The following is a 17399-nucleotide window of genomic DNA, read 5'->3' on the forward strand; positions in this document are numbered from 1 at the left end:
GGCCAGCCGCAGCGTGGTGGTTAAACCTGGCACTGCGGCATCGCTGGATATGCCGATGGAAAAAGAGACAAAATTTGTCGCCGTGGTCGGTCTGTTCCGCCACCCGGATATGGACAAAAACCACTGGCGTCTGCTGCTGACCCGCGATGATTTAGATCCCGATAAACCGCGCACCATTGAACTGAGTAATAACGGCCTGACGCTGCGTGTGGAGAAAAAGTGATGCCACACCGTCACGCGCCTTCACTGTATGAGCAACTGCTGGGCAATTTCGCCAGTGGCCTGGAGCTGCACGCGGTCAGCGAGGAGGAGCAGGTCATCCTGTCGGTCCTCGACAACATGCAGCGTATCCTCAACTGCCGCGCGGGGACGCTCAGCCATCTGCCGGATTACGGCCTGCCAGACATGAGCAAAATCCTGCAAGGTATGCCCGGTACGGCCCACTCGCTGCTGGTCACCCTCTCCGATACCTTGCTGAAATATGAGCCGCGCCTGAAAAGCCTGACCGTGGTGCTGCTGCCACAAACTACGCCCGGGTATCTGGAATACGGCATCGATGCCGAGTTGCAAGGGCGCGGGCTGGTGCGGTTTGGCACCGCGTTTATGCCGGAAGGCCAGGTCATCATCCGCCATCTGAAGCAGCAGAACTACGTCTGAGCCTCACTTGCAACACTCGGCCCCTTAAACCGAGGTGTTCTATACGCGTACCGATTACACCGTGCAGCATGATGGATTCAACTCACTGAGTTGCGTGGTTATCCCCGGATGGAAGCGACCCTATACAGAGGGATCTCATGTCTGAGAAATTACAAAAGCCTAGAAATAGCCGCTCACGCTGGACGCTTGATGAAATACACTTTGTCGAGAAACACTATGGCAAGATACCGCCTGCAGAGATAGCGGCCAAGCTAGGTCGAACTCTCGGGGCCTTGGGGATTATGGCAGATAGACTGGGGGTTCGCTGTCAGCAATCTCCGCTCTGGACGGAGAAGGAGGAGGCTGTGCTACGAACACATTATGTTGCGGGGATGGAGATTGAGCAACTGTTGCAGTTACTCCCTGGGAGGCAAGTCTGCGCTGTTTATTCGCGTGCACAAAAACTAGGCTTGATCCGAGGTAAATATTGGCGTGAAGAAGAATGTCAGATTATCAGGGAGTATTATCCTGAACATGGCACAGCGATTGCTGAACGTTTGCCGGGAAGGACACCTGATTCAGTGAAACTGAAGGCAAATGAACTGGGCATCAAATTTTTGGGCGAGGTAGGTAAATTTCGCATCTGGAGTGAGGATGAGTGGATTTTGTTAGAAAAACACCAGCACTTATCGGTAGCAGAACAAATGCTGTTATTGCCAGGTCGGAGTCGATTGTCACTGGAAAAAGCCAAAGCTCGATTAAAGGCGCGCAAAAAATCAGGTCAATATTCAGGGTGATCATCAGAGTGTCGATATCAGGGGTTGGTAATATTGCCTGCTTAGAAAGATTAATGAGAGCGCGTTTATCATTTCCCGCAAGGATTTACCCACTACAAATGAATACGTTTTGTCGTTTATTGATCATATTCTGGGCGTGAAAATAGCGAGGAATGATGGTACTCCATTTAGCGATGCTGATTTTGTTTCAAGATAGAAAGAAACGCTGAATATCAGACGTACTTTGGGCAACTGAAATGAAGACGACGAAAAGAAACCATGGTTCGCCCTGGACTCTCCAGGAGTTGGAGTATGTCGAAAAACACTACAGTAAGATGTCTTGTGCCGATATCGGTGAGCACCTGGGGCGATCGGCAAATGCGGTTCGGACCATAGCCCAAAAACTGGGATGCGCCCCGCAGAAACCACCTGATTGGTCTGATGCGGAGATAGATATTTTACGTGCAACCTATGGGACAGGGCTGGAGGTTGAAGAAATATGCGCAATGCTCCCCGGCAGGTCGGCTGCCTCTGTTGTTATTAAAGCCAGAAAATTGGGCTTAACCAGACCCGAACCATTTTGGCAGCAACGTGAGCTTAAGATCCTCAGGAGGTATTATCCGTCCGAGGGGAAGAAAGTTGTAGCCAGGTTATCAGGCAGATCCAACCATTCGATAATATTAAAAGCAGCAAGACTGGGCATAATCTATCAGGGTAATAAAAACTACCGCAAATGGAGCGAAGATGAATTGCTTCTGCTGGCTCAGAATCACTCGCTACCAATAGCACAGCTATGTGCATTGTTTCCTGAACGGAGCCTGAAATCTGTGGAGTTTGCACAAATCAAATACAGGAAGCGAAAGACCAATGCAAAGTGGCCAAAATGTTGATGATCAATTCAAATGGCCACTGCCACCATCGTTGGATGATGCAGCATTGCAGAATACCTTCCTTCAGACGCAAGTGAAGATGAAGAAGCACTCCCTGCCAGACTGAGCTGCGAGAGGAAAAGGGCTCTGGTTCAGAAGGAATACTTGAACTAAGGAGGAGCGGAGATTGGGAAACCTAAAAATTCCTCTGTACGTTCAGAAATTACAGGTGGTAAACGGTGTTTTATTAACTGAAATATGCGTCAAAAGAAAAAACGCACATTTGTTGGATGACTGACAGATAGTGTCAGTCACATGTGCATAATGTCTGTCATACACACGGAGAATGGTAGATAACCATGGAAGTTTCGACACGAAGTCGGTCTGTAGAACGTTTAGTCGATATTATTACGGAGCTATACACCCACGGGGTAGTGAATCGTCGCGCTTTGATGGAAAAGTTTAATATTACTGAGCGTACCGTTTATCGCGATTTGAGTGCCTTGTCTTCTATAGTGGAGATCTGTGGTGAGGGGCAATATCGCCTGATCTTGCCGCGCCAGCCAAGTGTCAACGTAGCATCGCACCATTCATTAGCCAAACTATTGAACGCCGATAATTTCTTTCCAGAACGCGATGATGAGTTTTGGCAGAAATTAGAAAATCGCGTTATTGAAAATCATATTCTAGTACAGGCTAATAATCCTGAACACTCGGTGAAAACCGATCTGAGACGTTATTTAAATTTAATTGAAAAAGCCATCCAGAGAAGCAACATTTGCCAGATTGTTTATAACAATAAGACTCGTATTGTCCACCCCTATAAGTTAACCAATCAGAAAAACATCTGGTATTTGAATGCGACAGAGAACGGCAAGCTCAAATCGTTTGCGCTGAGTAAAATTAACTGGTTAGAGACGAAAAAAGAGCGCTTCATCGTGGATACCAACATGATTGCTCTGATTAATCATCACCAAGATCCGTGGGTTAGCGAAGAAACCTTTGAAGTTCTTCTGCGTGTTAAACACAGCATCGCCTTTTACTTTCAACGCCGCGATCTTCTCCCGCAGCAAGAACTGCTGACTGAAGACGAGCACGGACTCACTTTACGTTGCCAAGCGACGCATCAAAACCAAATTATTCCGTTAATCCTGTTCTGGCTTCCAAATATCACAGTGCTGGAGCCTGCATGGCTAAAAACAACAATCGTGAATACGCTCCGAGACTACTTAGACAGTAACGAACCTTCCATTACCGCTCCGGAAAATGGTTAATTTACTTTAATAAAAAACACAAAAACAGGAGATTACACATGGCATTACCTTTTATCATTCTTGGCGTTGCGGCAGCTGCCACTGCCTTTGGTGGCAAAAAAGCCTACGACGGTTACCAGAAGAAATCGGAAGCCGATGATGTATTGACTCGCGCTCAGCGCCGTTTCGACACGCATAAGGAGAGTTTCGACACTGCAAACGAGTTATCTACCACCAAGCTGAATGAATTGGGAGATAAAGAACTTGCGATTGGTAATAACTTTAATGAGTTCAACACGCTGGTAAAAGATATGCTGGCTCGTATGGAAAGAGAGGGCCATAAAGATCTCAAACTGAGCGTACCTCAGCACAGCATCAATAAGATCCAGAATCTGGCGATATCCGCTACCGAATACCTTACCACCGTGGTTGGTGCAGGTGCTTCTGGTGCAGCTGCAGGGTTTGCAGTGTACAGCGGCGTAATGGCGTTTGCCGCAGCTTCTACCGGTACACCGATCGCAGCACTTTCGGGCGCAGCAGCATACAACGCCACCATGGCAGCGATTGGAGGAGGGTCATTAGCAGCGGGTGGTTGGGGCATGGCGGGGGGGGCGATGGTATTAGGTGGCGCGGTAGTTGCACCTCTGATTGCTATTGCTGGCTGGGCCTATGACAACCATGCAGAAAAAGCCCTTAACAATGCCTATGAAAGCTCAAGAGAAGTCAGTGCGGCAGTAGAGAAAATGAGTGCTGCTGAAGAGCATTTAACCAATGTGCAGCAGTATGTCGACAGCATTTATGCATCCATAATTCGCATGCATGACACTTTCACTCAGCACTACTTTTCCCCTCTGAAAACTATGCACGCGCGTATCGTTGAATGTCAGGACAAAAACATCGCCATTGATATTGATGAGTCTGATGACATCATCACACTGATTGAGAACGGATATAAGCTTGCCGCTATCATGACTGATGTGATCACCACTCCGTTGTTCAAACCAATGATCCAAGAAAACGGTGAAGTACTCATCGAAGATGGAGTGATTCAGTTACAGACTACCAGCAGCGGCATGAACCTGCTGAATAAAGAGGGGTTGGATGCTGCTTTGCAAACGTCAGAATCCAAATTTGCTGAGTTTCGCCTCTAACATTTAATCAACTTGCCGGGCCTCTTTGGCCCGCTGTTATCAGGGACGGTGTACGATGAGCATAACCAAATTTGACTGGGGTGAGGAACTGCATCAAACGGTAGTGAAAAGCCTCACCACATCTTTTGGGCTGGACTTTCTGTTATTGAATGACCAGCAAGGCGGTGATGTGAATACAATTCACAATGTTCGCCAGGGCATATATGCCACTGAAGCTGAACGTCAGCGTTTTGAGCAGCGCGAAGCCTATGACTCCCATCATTATCATAGCCATGAAAATTATATTGCTATTAACCGGGAAGGTAAACGCCAACATGAAGCAGGTACGCTAACCGACACTTACACTGGTAAGCGCTTCACCGCCGATGATAAAAAGAATCTCGATCACATTATTGCCGCACATGAGATCCACAACGATGCAGGTCGCATCCTTGCCAGCCTGGATGGTACTAGCCTGGCAAATGATGCCACTAATCTGACTTTCACCAGCGAATCTCTGAATAAATCCAAGAAAGCCAAAACGATGAATGACTTCGTGGCGGTTCTGAAAGAACAGCATTATGCCACCAAGCAAGAAATTGCCGAACTACGTAGCAAACCGGTGCTTACCGAACAAGAACAAAAGCACCTGGATAAACTCGAAAACAAAGCGGCGGCAGATTTTGAGCGCATGAAAAAAGCTGACGAGAAGGCGCGTGCGAAATACGACAGTACCATCAGTGAAAGCTATTATGGCAGCAGCAAGTTCGCCAAAAACGTCGCCAGCGCCGCACTGAGTAATGGTTTTCGCATGGGGACCCGGCAAATGCTGGGACTGATTTTGGCTGAAACCTGGTTTGAATTCCGCGAACGCATTCCCGTGATTTTTAATACCCACCGCCACGCGTTTAGCACAAATGATTTTCTCTCGGATATAGGTGATGCCTTACGAGCCGTTTGGGAGCGCGTGCGAGCGAAATTCCATACCTTCCTGACAAACTTTAGAGATGGTGCGATTGGCGGCATACTTTCCAGCGCCACCACTACACTATTTAATGTCTTCTTCACTACCCAGAAGATAATGGTGCGACTGATCCGTGAAATGTGGAACAGCCTTGTACAAGCATTCAAAGTGATGGTGTTTAACCCTGAAGGTTTATCACCCGGTCAACTGGCGAAAGCAGTCAGTAAACTGATTGCCGCTGGCGTGGCATTGGCTGCAGGTGTGATAATCAACGAAGCATTGGCTAATATCTTCCTGTTCCCCTTTGGGCCAGAATTGGCGGCATTCTGTGGTGCATTGGCGACTGGCATACTGACGCTGGTGATGAGTTACTATCTAGAACATGGCGCACTGATGAAGAAGTTATGGGCGTTCCTGGATACATTCAAAGATAAATTTCAGAAAGCATTGGAGTATTTCCAACAGGTTAATGCCGAACTGGATCGCTATCTACTGGAACTAGTGGCCCTGGAATTTATTGTCGATGCACCAGAATTAGAGACGTTTTCACAACATCTGAGGACAGTGAATAGTGAAATTGAGCGCGGGCTACTGTTACAGGCTGAGGTAGAACGGCGCAATATTCAGTTGCCGTTTGAAGCTGGCAACACCGCTTCCGTGCGCAATTGGTTAAGTAAGCTATGACATTGCTGCCTGAGTTTCCATGCAACCAATGTGGTGCCTGTTGTCGTCATGTTGATAGAGCCAGCGAAACACAGTTTCTCGATCGTGGTGACGGTATCTGCCGTCACTATCAACTAAATACTAAACGCTGTGCTATTTACGCGACACGACCGCTGATTTGCCAAGTGGATAAGCAGTATTTACAGAATTATCATCAGCAATACAGTTGGTTAGAGTTTATAGAGCTTAATATGATTGCCTGTCAAATTCTGGAAACACTGGATGATAAGCCACCTTACGGCTCTACAACCTCAAACTAAGAATTGTGTTGTTTCAGTGAGCTCGTATTGGCAGTCAGGGTGTTTTCTGTAAGGGCATACAAAGTATGTGCAGGCTCTCTGTTTTTCATTTAATCCGTGCATATTTTCATGAATGGAGATCGCCAAATAACCTCATCAAGATCGGATTATTCGATGATCTTGCTGGATGGTAATACGCAGGCATGATTCTGTCCAGGAACCGGATGCATTAGAAGCGTGATCCTACCCACGTAATGTGGGCACAAGCCTAAGCGAGGTTCTGGTTTTCAAACTATTCTGGGCTGAGGCCACCACAGGCACTGTGGCGACGCCACCGATTGTAATCAGTGATTTTACTCACTTAACGAGGTGTCCATCGAGAATGGGTTAGATCATCGTGCTGCTCGAACGACAGGCCGAGAACTCGAGTGTGCAGTTCGCACCTGTGAATTGGGAGCAGTCAAGTACCCGCTAATTTTGCATAGTCATTTAAGGGTTGATTAGGTAGACTTTAAACGACTCTAGTCTTTTTTGAAGTGTGCCACTGTTATGACTGCCGAACCCTGGGTCACCGCCCTTGACGTTGCCCAACACTTGGGAGTTGCCAAAGATACTGTCTACCGTTGGCGCGAATGCAAGGGACTGCCCACCCATAAAATTGGCCGGCTGTTGAAGTTTCAGCTGTCTGAAGTGGACGAATGGGTGCGGGCCGGTGGGGCAGATGATTCTGCTGAGGGAGGTAGCACAGAATGACTTCAAGCCGTGACGAAGCACAGACTCGCACCGAGATCATTGATTCGCATCTTGCTCATGCTGGCTGGTCAAGAAGTCGGCGCACCATTATAGAGGAATTTCTGCTCAAAACGACGGAGCCCGGGAGTACCGATAACGACCACCAATTTGCGGATTACATTTTGCTCGGATCAGACGGCAAGCCAATTGCTGTAGTCGAGGCTAAACGATCATCTCGCGATGAACTCGCAGGAAAGCGCCAAGCTGCAGATTACGCGGATGCGATCAAAACCCAATTTGGCAGCGACCCGTTTATTTTCCTCACCAATGGCAAAGAAATTCAATTTTGGGATCGGGCTCGTTACGCCCCTCGCAAGATCTCCGGTTTTTATACCCGAGATGATTTGGAGCGCCTACGACACCAGCATAAGTTCGCCGAGCCCGTAGGCAATGTGACTATCAATGCTGACATAGCCGGACGCGACTATCAAAACGAGGCTATTCGTCGCGTCACTGAAGGCGTAGATGCCGTCAAGCGCAAGTTCCTATTGGTGATGGCCACTGGTACGGGTAAAACGCGAACGACCATTGCCCTGGTTGATACCTTACTGCGTTCCAAGCGTGTGCAGCGAGTGTTGTTTCTAGCAGACCGACGGGAATTGGTGCGCCAGGCGATGTCGGAGTTCAAATCTCATCTGCCCAACGAAAGCCTGGCTCGCATCGAATCTGGCAAAGCCTCTGGTGCGCGCATCCAGTTTTCCACCTACCCAAGCATGATGCAGGTGTATTCGCGCCTGTCAGTCGGTTATTACGACCTGATCGTAGCCGATGAAAGTCACCGCTCCATCTACCTGCGCTACAAGGCCATTTTTGATCATTTTGATGCGATACAGCTCGGGCTGACCGCAACCCCAACCGATTACATCGACCATAACACATTTGAACTATTCGATTGTGGCGACGGAGTTCCCAGCTATTACTACAGTTACGAACAGGCCATCGCTGATCAGAACCTAGTGAGTTACCGCGTGCTTGACGCACAAACCAACTTTCAGCTTCAAGGTATTCAGGGGGACTCACTACCCGAGCCCTTGAAGCAGATGGCACGTGATCAAGGCGTAGATCTTGAGGAGCTCAATTTTGATGGCTGTGACATCGAAAAAGGCATTATCAATCAAGGAACCAACGATGCCATGGTTAAAGAGTTTATGGACAAAAGCCGCAAAGATGTTCGCGGCCTGCCGCACAAGTCAATTATCTTCGCCGTCAGTCACGCTCACGCAAAAAGGCTCTACGAAGGCTTTAATCGCCTGTATCCAGAATTGCAACGCCAGGGCATGGCCGAAATCATCGACAGCCACATGGAGCGTGCTGACGCCACGTTGGACGACTTCAAATACCGCACCATGCCGCGTGTGGCCATCTCGGTGGATATGCTTGATACCGGTGTGGACGTTCCAGCTGTTCAAAATTTGGTCTTTGCCAAGCCTGTATTCAGCAAGGTCAAGTTTTGGCAGATGATCGGGCGTGGCACACGACTACATATCGACAAGGCAACAGGTGAAATCAAGAAGGATTTTCTGATCATTGATCACTGGAAAAACTTCGCCTACTTCAAGCTCAAACCCGATGGCGAAGTGGAGCATCCGAGTGAGCCGCTGCCAGTGCGTCTGTTCCGCCTACGGTTGGAAAAGTGGCAGCTTCTGCACGCCCAGCAGCAAGACACACAAACGGCCATCGACGATTTGCTGGCCATGCTAAATGCTTTACCGCGGCACAGCATCAACGTGCGGCCGCATTGGGATGAGCTCGACACGTTGGCGCGGCAATGGCCAGAACCCAGCCAAAGCGCACTGGATCATATCTCCAAAACCATCGCGCCATTGATGCGCTTTGCACTATTGGCGTGCTTGGAAGAATTGCAGTTTCGCATCTGGTGTGAGCGTCTTACTGTGGCCTGGCTTAAGGGCGATGCGACCGAACAAACCAAAGTGCAGGAGCGCATCCAAGAGGCTGTGAGTAGCTTGGCTGACAACATCCCCGAAGTGCAGCGTGTGGCTGAACAACGAGTTGGGGTGCAATCTGCTGGTTTTTGGCAACACCTAGATACGGCACGTCTGGGCACGCTGCAATCCGTGTTCTCGCCTTTGATGCGCTATCGCACCTCCACACCAAGCCGCACGCTAGAAATCAATCTACCGGACAGCATTACGCAACGTAGCTGGATTATTTATGGCCCCACCGGCGAAGGTGCTTTCGCGGAAAGCTATCGTGAGCAGGTGGATGCGTTGGTGCGCCGGCTGGCGGGCCAGCTACCAGAATTAGCCAAACTCAAGCAAGGCGAGCATCTAGATGACGAGGAGTTGGATCGAATTAGCAAAACATTGAACCAGGCTGATCTGTTCGTTACCGAAGACACCTTGCGCAAAGCCTTTGAAGCCCCTGCTGCATCGCTGGCTGATTTTTTACGCCACATACTTTGTGGAGGTGCGCATTTGCCTAACCGCGAGCAGCGCATCAATGCCGCTTTTGAAGCATTCATTGCTGCTCACGGCTATTTGCGTGCCAATCAACTTAACTTCCTGCGCGCTGTAAAGGCCGCTGTGCTGCGCCACGGGCGCATTACCCATGCAGCACTCAGCGAACCACCGCTCTCACGTGTGGGCCGAGTGGAAGCGCTATTTCCGCCGCAGGAGATCGACGAACTCATCAACCTCGCCAACCAACTGTTAGACTACGCCGCCTGATCTACCAAGGACTCCCAGAATGCTTGCACCTCATATCAAGAAAAAAGTTAACGAACTTTGGAACCGCTTTTGGGCGGCTGGCCTCACCAACCCCTTGGTGGCAGTTGAGCAAATCACCTATCTGCTTTTCCTCAAACGATTGGAAGACATCGATCTCAAGCGTAAGCAACGCGGCTTCTCCTCGATCTATGCGGGCTACGAGTCCTGCAAGTGGAGCTACATCCGTCAAGAAAAGACCAATCCCGCCCATTTGATTGACGTGGTTTTCCCGTGGCTACGGGAGCTCGATAATCATTTCAGCAGCAGCTCCGACGGTACAGAGCTAGCCAGCCTCAATAACCGCATGGCTGATGCCTACTTCCAGCTAGACCCCAACAAAGGCAAGGTGCTAAGCGACGCGATTGATGCCATTGACCAACTCTTCGCCAGAGCGGGCGAAGGCTCTGCGGCCCAAGATATCATGGGCGACACCTTTGAGTACCTGCTCAGCGAAGTCGCCACGGCAGGTAAGAACGGCCAGTTCCGTACACCGCGACATTTGATCCGTTTCATGGTTGAGCTGCTCGACCCTGAGCCAGGCCAACGTGTCATAGATCCCGCCGCCGGCACTGGTGGTTTTCTGTTTAGCACCCAGCAGTACTTAATGCGTAAATTCTCCGCGCAAGACAATCTTGTGTTGGAATGGGACGGCACCCCGCATCGCACCGATGGCGCCGCCGCTACACCAGAGCAATATGCCGCCATCCACAATGGCGCCAATTTTGTCGGCCTTGATAACGACCGCACCATGGCACGTATCGGCTGGATGAACCTGGTGCTGCATGACGTGACCGACCCACACTTGCTGCAGGGCGACTCCCTCAGCAAACGCGAAGGAAAAGTCAGACTTAAAGAACTGCTTGAGCCAGGTAGCTACCAATTCGTGCTGGCCAACCCACCCTTTACCGGAACGGTCGATAGCGGAGATTTGGAGCCCGACACTGCACTATTCCCGCGCGTGGGCGGTGGAGGCAAGAAAAAGGACGATTCGATTACCAATAAAAGCGAGCTGCTCTTTCTGTGGTTGATGCTCGACTTACTCGATATTGGCGGGCGCTGTGCGGTGATCATCCCCGAGGGTGTTTTGTTCGGCAATACCGATGCACACGTGCGTTTACGCCGCGAACTGCTTGTTGAGCATGTGGTGGAAGGGGTAATTTCCCTTCCTGGTGGCGTCTTTCAACCCTACACCGGCGTCAAGACCTCGATCCTGATCTTCAGAAAAGTCACTCGGCGCGACAACAAGCAAAGCCTGCCCAGCAATGCTGCGCCACTGACCGAACACGTTTGGTTCTATGAGGTGGAGGAAGACGGCTACTCAAAAGATGCCAAGCGCAATCCACGCCCAGGCCAACAAAACGACCTATGGGATGCGCTCATCAAGTTCAAAGCTTGGATCGAGCAGGGCCGCTCTGGGGCTAAGCAGAACGAGAAAGTACTCTTCCAGCCAGCTTTCCATACTGAGCGATGGCGCCAAGCCACATTCAGAAGACAGGAGAATGGCGCAGAAATTCTTACACCCGCAGGTGAGGCTTTCGCCGAACTGCCCGACACCAACATGTGGGATGGCCAGGTATGGGGCATACATGAACTGTTCCCCGAGCTTCCTGCTGACCCCAAAGAAGCAGAAGACAAGATCCGCTCAGCCGCCGCCAGTGTGTTACTTGAATTAGCTATTCAGGTGATCACGCCGGCGGCCAAAAAGGCGTGGGACGCAATGCTTGTCGAACGTTTAGAAAACAAGCTATCTGATGCAGAATTGTTAGAAGCTTGGAAAAAAGCCGCCAAATCAGCCGAAACAGAGTTCAAAAAACAGGCCAGAGAAAAAGAATCTTTTTTCGAGAAAGAAGATTCTCCCGGGCTGCCTATTTGGAAGGACTTGGTGAAGACTGCGCTGGCTGAAGCGCAAGCCGACACCTATGTGCTTGGCTTATTGCTAAGCCATCAGCCACCCAAGGTCATGACTACACATGACATCGGGCAAAAGCTGACTGAAGTTGCTTGCGAAGTCGCCAAGCTCGACGGCTTCGATGTCACCCTGCGCAGCTTGGCCATTGGCCAACAAACACAGCTGAAAGAGGCCAAGCATTGGGTCATGCCCGTGCGCGTATGGGCACGCAACGACGAATGGAAAAGTGCAGATGGCCAGCTAATCGGCTCGCACGATGCTGATGGATTAGTGCGACCGGCTTATGTGGAGGCAATACTGGCCGAAGGGCTCTACAACGACAAGGGCGTACTCAAGGATGACCTGCTCGACTCCGACTGTATTGAGGCTCGGGACTGGAACCTCTCCGCCGGGCAGTATAAGCCTTTCGATTTCACTCAACTCAAGAGCGACAAGAGCGTGGCCGAATTGATCGGCACGCTTAAAACCACCGAGCAAGACATCATTAAAGGCTTGGATAAATTGCTGGCGATGGTGGAGGGCCGGGAATGAAGTTGCCTGAAACGTGGGTTCAGACCACGGTACGCGCAGTTGTTGACGATATTCAACCTGGTTTCGCCCAAAAGCCTGGTGAAGAGGATGAAGGCTCTACGCCCCAGATTCGCACCCACAACGTAACACCAGACGGCAAGATTAGCTTGGAAGGCATCAAGCACATCACAGCCAGTGAAAAAGAGGCAGCACGCTATTCACTCGCGATCGGAGATGTGGTTTTCAACAACACCAATAGCGAAGAGTGGGTTGGAAAAACAGCCGTCTTTGATCAGGAAGGTGAGTTCGTTTTTTCCAATCATATGACACGTCTGCGCGTGCGCAAAGAGCTCGTGTTACCTGAATATCTCGCGGGCTATTTACAAATGTTGTGGTCGATGGGGTACTCCAAAACTCGCGCAAAGCGCTGGGTTAGTCAGGCCGGTATCGAAAGCGACACGCTTGCCTCGTTCAAGATTCCACTCCCCACCCTCCACGAACAACAGCGCATCGTTGATGTGCTGCAGCAGGCGGAGGTGGTCACTAAGGCTAAGAAGTCCATTAGCGATCAAGTAGATCACTTGGTTCGGACGGCTTACTGGGAATATTTTAGCGATTGGTACACAGCTGATGGCTTGATTGATCCAGTTCGAATCAGTGATTACGTGGCGGACTCCCAATATGGGGTATCCGAAGCAATGGGCGAAACCGGAACGCATGCAGTATTGCGAATGAACAGCATGACCGCGAGCGGCTGGTTGGATTTGACGGATTTGAAATACGCCTCCCTGTCGAAAAAAGACATTGAATCTACGAAATTGCACGATGGTGATCTGCTGTTTAATCGAACAAACTCAAGGGAGCTAGTGGGGAAGTGCGCAATCTGGCGTCCAGTTGAGGGCGAATTCAGTTTTGCATCGTATCTTGTGCGCATTCGCTTAAAACCGGAGATGTTGCCGGAGTTTCTCTGGACTACGTTAAACAGTGCCTATGGAAAATATCGCCTCTTTAATTCAGCCAAGCAGGCCGTTAGCATGGCGAACGTCAGTCCGACGGATCTGGGGCGTATCACCGTTCCTCTGCCTCCACTGCCGTTACAACAGAAGTTTTCTGAACTGGTGCGTGAAATTGAAGCGTTACGGGCTCAGATGCTTGGCAAGTTAGAGATGTATTCCGAATTGCTGGAGACCATTACTCAGCAAACTCTAGTCGGGCAGTTGACTGCAAACTGGCGTGATGCGCACACAGATAAAATTCTCGAGGCAGCCAAAGCTCGTGATGCTTTGCTGTGCGAACGCGGCACGAAGATCGTTAATACGGCAGCGAATATCGTGATTGCTAGTACAGTCCAAGGTGATGCTAACGTCTATCCCACCCGTCACTGGTTGTTCAGCGAGCTCAGTGAATTCCAGCGTCGAGTGCTAACCGCCTTCACGGAGTATTGCCAGGAGAGCGGCCCCCCCTTGCTGGTAGAAGACCCGGAGGTTTTTGCTCGTTTTTGCGATGACGCAACGGTGACTGAACGTTTACAAGCCTTTGGCCAGTCGCACGGTAATCGCATTCGCCGCTCCTTGAGCCAATTGGCTTCACTGGGCTTGATCGCTAAAATCACCTTGCCCAAGCAAGACTTGGAAAGTGGTGAGCTGGATTACCTTAAAGCCTTCCGCCCATTGCGTCCGGAAGAGTTCACACGTATGGCCGATGTTCAAGCTTTGCGCAAGGCGCTGTCATCCAGCGTTGACCAACGGCACTACTATTTTGAAGTCCAGCTGGATTACGAGACCTCTGCACATGCTGGAGCAAAGGGAATGTTTCAAGTTATCGCCGTTGAAGATGAAGACGGACAAGATTTCACCCATTTGGTAAACCTAGGCACCCATTACGCCTCGCTCAATGAACTGAAAAAAGACATCGCTAACGCACTAAAGGTAGAAGCGTGGTACGTTGATCTGGAGGAAGTGTAATGCGCCTTCGTTATTTGCACCTGCAAAACTATCCACCCATCTCCGATATCAAGGTGTGTTTCGCCAGCGGTTCGCCGCTGGCACGTGAATGCGCCATTCGCTTCGTCGTCGGTGTTAATGGCAGTGGAAAATCCAACCTGCTGAGGGCTGTCGTCGAGGTTTTCTTGGCTCTAGCAGATGGACAGAGAACCCTTTTCCCCGTGCAACTGGTATATGAGCTTGGGAATCGCAGTTCATCCAATGCGCGAACATTGGTCGTAGATTGGCCCGGAGATCGTCAATCTGCAAGCTTGTGGATTGCCGACAAATTTTCCTTCGCAGACAATCTGACTGCGGATCAGTTCGAGCAAATGCTGGCGCGTTTTTCAGCCGAATCTGGCGATATTCCTTCGGAATTTCGACCTCTTGTGCGCAAAGGTGAATGGCCCACAGGATCGGTGACACCGCACAGCATTGCCTTACCTTCCGCAGTTCTGGCCTACACAACCGGCGACTTGCGCCCTTGGCGTTCGGTGTGGAATCGCAATCAGCGTGCAGATGGTTTACTCGACAGTAACGATGATGCCCAAAGTGATGAACGCCCCGCAGGCTGGACAGTTGCCCAGGAAAACGCCTTGCAAGCCACACAGCAGGCTGATGGGGACACCGGGCGTCAGCCCCAGAATACAACCCCTAGCGAGATGGATAGCTTCCGCCGCCCTGTTTTGCTTGACGCCACATTGTTAAAATGTGCGCTGCTGGCTGTGGCTTTGCCACAGGCCTTGGTTGAAGCAAAAGACCAGTCAGGGCGAACCGATAACAAAAATTCATTGCAAAAGCTGCTGGAGCGGGGTGGTTGGCATCACTTGGTCTCTGCCGCATTCCGTTCGCGTTTACAAGCGGCTCAATGGGATCAGAAACTGTGTGAAACCGCCCACGACTGGTGGTTGTGTGCCAGTGAAGTTGTCGCTGAGCCGCATCCGGCTGAACCGCGTCGTACCCTGTGGTTCGATTTCAAAGGCCCCTTCAACGCGCAAGGCATGTCGTTTTTGTCTCCCACCCGCGATGAGTTGCAAACCTGCACCAGCCAGGGCGAAGCGCTGTGGGCGTTACTCGGCGGCGCCAAGGGGGTGAGCCGCTTTGAGCTTTTCACCCGTTTGTTGGAGCTGAATCAGGCAGGCATGTTTGATGATGTGCTGTTGCGCTTGCGCCGCACAGCCGCACCTGACGAAGGTACCGATTCCAACTCGGTTGACATTGGCATATTGCGCTACGAGGAGCTTTCAGACGGTGAGCAAATGGTGTTGGGCCGCATGGCGCTGTTCCACTTGCTACAAGGCCAGCAAGACGCTTTGCTGTTACTCGATGAGCCCGAGACCCATTTCAACGACAAATGGAAGCGCGAGATTGTTGACATCATCGACGACGCGATTGGCAAGACCAGTAACGATGTATTGATTTCCACCCATTCAGCCATCGTGCTCTCGGATGTGTTTAACAATGAAATCGTGATGGTGCAAAAAACGGCGGATGGGTCCACCGTGCGCAACGTGGACGAACCGACGTTCGCCACCGACCCCAGCGCGTTAATGATGACAGTGTTCGGTGCAGATGACAGTATTGGCAAACGGGCCCAAGAGTTCATTGAAGAAAAGCTGCGGCAAGCCACTGGCACACCAGCAGAAATCGCCGATCTTGAGAGTCTGATCGCCAGAATGGGTTCGGGCTTTTATCGTAGTGAATTGCGCACTTTGCTGAATACATGGCGGGGTGGCAATGCTTAAACCTACCGCTCAACCGTTTTGCTGTGCGGCGCTCAATGCTTGTCTCGACTTGCAAATCCATCTGTTGAGGTGGCTTTGTGACCCATTAACCGCAGCCATTGATGTAACCCAAGGCAATCTCGTCCCGCCGCTCGTGCCAACCCAGATCGAAGCGAATTGGTTGTGGAACTTTTTACATGGACGTAAGCAGACTCGACTCGAGCAGGCAAAACTGATTGCGGCAATGGCGCCTGGTGAAAAACAAGCACTGCTTGACTGGAGCGATACTGTAGTCGCCTTAGCCAATCAGTTCCAGCCGGCACACTCGCCTTGGCCCACTGCCTTGCCCACAATATCCGCTGCGTCCTGGACTGCTTTTAAGAGTCTAATGCAGGCGTTCTATGAGCGAGGCTTGAAAAGTGGGTTGCCCTATAAGCCTGATGGCACACCTGTAGCGGTTGGTGGTGTCTGCTATGCAGAGTATGTGAAAGCATTCCGCGATGCTCACCGTTTGAATCCTAACTTAGATGCTCAAGAGGTATGTGTACTTTGTGGTGGCCCGCTAGGCCAAACACCAGAAGTCGATCATTGGATTGCAAAGAGTGCGTTTCCCTTGCTCAGCGTCTGTGCTGACAACTTGCTTCCCATTTGTGGCGAATGCAATTCAACGGCGAATAAAGGTGAGAAAGATGTACACACCGCCGGCAGTTTCTCCGATTGGTTCCACCCCTATTTGAGGCCTGGTAATGGCGGGCTACGAATCAATTATGTGTTGTCGGAGCGGGCCGTGCATTGCGTTGCCATTGTAGCGACTGATAAACCCAAAGCGGACCATCTTGATCAACTACTAAACCTTTCGGATCGCTGGACTAGGAAATTTAAAGCAGAATATTTGGCTAAACAAAAGGAGCTTTTCAATCTTAAACAACGCGGGCGAGGCCCGAGCGACTTAGCGTCACTTCAGAGTTACTTAACCGATTACCAAGTCGCTCTGGATGAGACTGGTCCCGACTATGAAGTCAGACAAGCGTTGGCTGCAGCAATACTAGAGCCCGCTTGCCTAGCAGCGTGGCACAGCGAGTTGGGTCTGGTGACGTAGCCTCAAGCAAACTCATAGAGCCCCCGCCTGCGGCTAATGCGGCACCTTGCGTTGGATAGCCAGTTTA

At 50.6% G+C, this 17399-nt stretch carries 14 protein-coding genes; all 14 read left to right on the plus strand.

Annotated features, from left to right (window positions below; translation table 11 throughout):
- A partial coding sequence (locus tag IV04_RS04000) for a type VI secretion lipoprotein TssJ (RefSeq protein WP_037395897.1) occupies positions 1 to 223 on the plus strand: 223 nt, incomplete at its 5' end.
- Positions 223 to 657 carry a type VI secretion system baseplate subunit TssE gene (gene tssE / locus IV04_RS04005; protein WP_037395895.1) on the plus strand — a complete coding sequence of 145 codons (435 nt, stop codon included), beginning with the start codon at positions 223 to 225 and terminating at the stop codon, positions 655 to 657. The genes IV04_RS04000 and tssE, both read left to right, overlap by 1 nt.
- 137 nt (positions 658 to 794) lie before the next feature.
- Positions 795 to 1433 carry an SANT/Myb-like DNA-binding domain-containing protein gene (locus tag IV04_RS04010; RefSeq protein ID WP_037395893.1) on the plus strand — a complete coding sequence of 213 codons (639 nt, stop codon included), beginning with the start codon at positions 795 to 797 and terminating at the stop codon, positions 1431 to 1433.
- A gap of 236 nt (positions 1434 to 1669) precedes the next feature.
- Positions 1670 to 2302, plus strand: a complete 633-nt coding sequence (locus IV04_RS04015; protein WP_037395891.1) for a hypothetical protein — start codon at positions 1670 to 1672, stop codon at positions 2300 to 2302.
- A 338-nt stretch (positions 2303 to 2640) separates the two neighbouring features.
- Positions 2641 to 3555, plus strand: coding sequence for a YafY family protein (locus IV04_RS04020; protein WP_037395889.1), 915 nt, complete (start codon positions 2641 to 2643; stop codon positions 3553 to 3555).
- Between the two features lie 38 nt (positions 3556 to 3593).
- Complete coding sequence (locus IV04_RS04025) at positions 3594 to 4685, plus strand: hypothetical protein (RefSeq protein ID WP_037395887.1); 1092 nt, start codon at positions 3594 to 3596, stop codon at positions 4683 to 4685.
- Between the two features lie 55 nt (positions 4686 to 4740).
- Complete coding sequence (locus IV04_RS04030; protein ID WP_037395885.1) at positions 4741 to 6312, plus strand: ATP--cob(I)alamin adenosyltransferase; 1572 nt, start codon at positions 4741 to 4743, stop codon at positions 6310 to 6312.
- Complete coding sequence (locus IV04_RS25005) at positions 6309 to 6611, plus strand: YkgJ family cysteine cluster protein (protein ID WP_072010824.1); 303 nt, start codon at positions 6309 to 6311, stop codon at positions 6609 to 6611. Before IV04_RS04030 ends, IV04_RS25005 begins: the two co-directional genes overlap by 4 nt.
- A gap of 528 nt (positions 6612 to 7139) precedes the next feature.
- Positions 7140 to 7343 (plus strand): helix-turn-helix domain-containing protein, encoded by a 204-nt coding sequence (locus IV04_RS04035; RefSeq protein WP_037395883.1) that lies wholly within the window; start codon positions 7140 to 7142, stop codon positions 7341 to 7343.
- Positions 7340 to 10069: a DEAD/DEAH box helicase family protein gene (locus IV04_RS04040; RefSeq protein WP_037395881.1), complete on the plus strand. Its 2730-nt coding sequence runs from the start codon at positions 7340 to 7342 to the stop codon at positions 10067 to 10069. Before IV04_RS04035 ends, IV04_RS04040 begins: the two co-directional genes overlap by 4 nt.
- A gap of 19 nt (positions 10070 to 10088) precedes the next feature.
- Entirely contained in the window at positions 10089 to 12548 is a 2460-nt protein-coding gene (locus IV04_RS04045; RefSeq protein WP_037395879.1) for a class I SAM-dependent DNA methyltransferase, read from the plus strand.
- Entirely contained in the window at positions 12545 to 14491 is a 1947-nt protein-coding gene (locus IV04_RS04050; RefSeq protein WP_037395877.1) for a restriction endonuclease subunit S, read from the plus strand. Before IV04_RS04045 ends, IV04_RS04050 begins: the two co-directional genes overlap by 4 nt.
- Positions 14491 to 16254 carry an AAA family ATPase gene (locus tag IV04_RS04055; RefSeq protein ID WP_037395875.1) on the plus strand — a complete coding sequence of 588 codons (1764 nt, stop codon included), beginning with the start codon at positions 14491 to 14493 and terminating at the stop codon, positions 16252 to 16254. Before IV04_RS04050 ends, IV04_RS04055 begins: the two co-directional genes overlap by 1 nt.
- Entirely contained in the window at positions 16247 to 17332 is a 1086-nt protein-coding gene (locus tag IV04_RS04060; RefSeq protein ID WP_037395873.1) for a hypothetical protein, read from the plus strand. The genes IV04_RS04055 and IV04_RS04060 overlap by 8 nt, the downstream gene beginning before the upstream one ends.
- Positions 17333 to 17399: the final 67 nt, after the last annotated feature.

Source organism: Serratia sp. Ag1, assembly GCF_000743355.1.
In the GTDB taxonomy this organism is placed as follows: Bacteria; Pseudomonadota; Gammaproteobacteria; order Enterobacterales; family Enterobacteriaceae; genus Chania.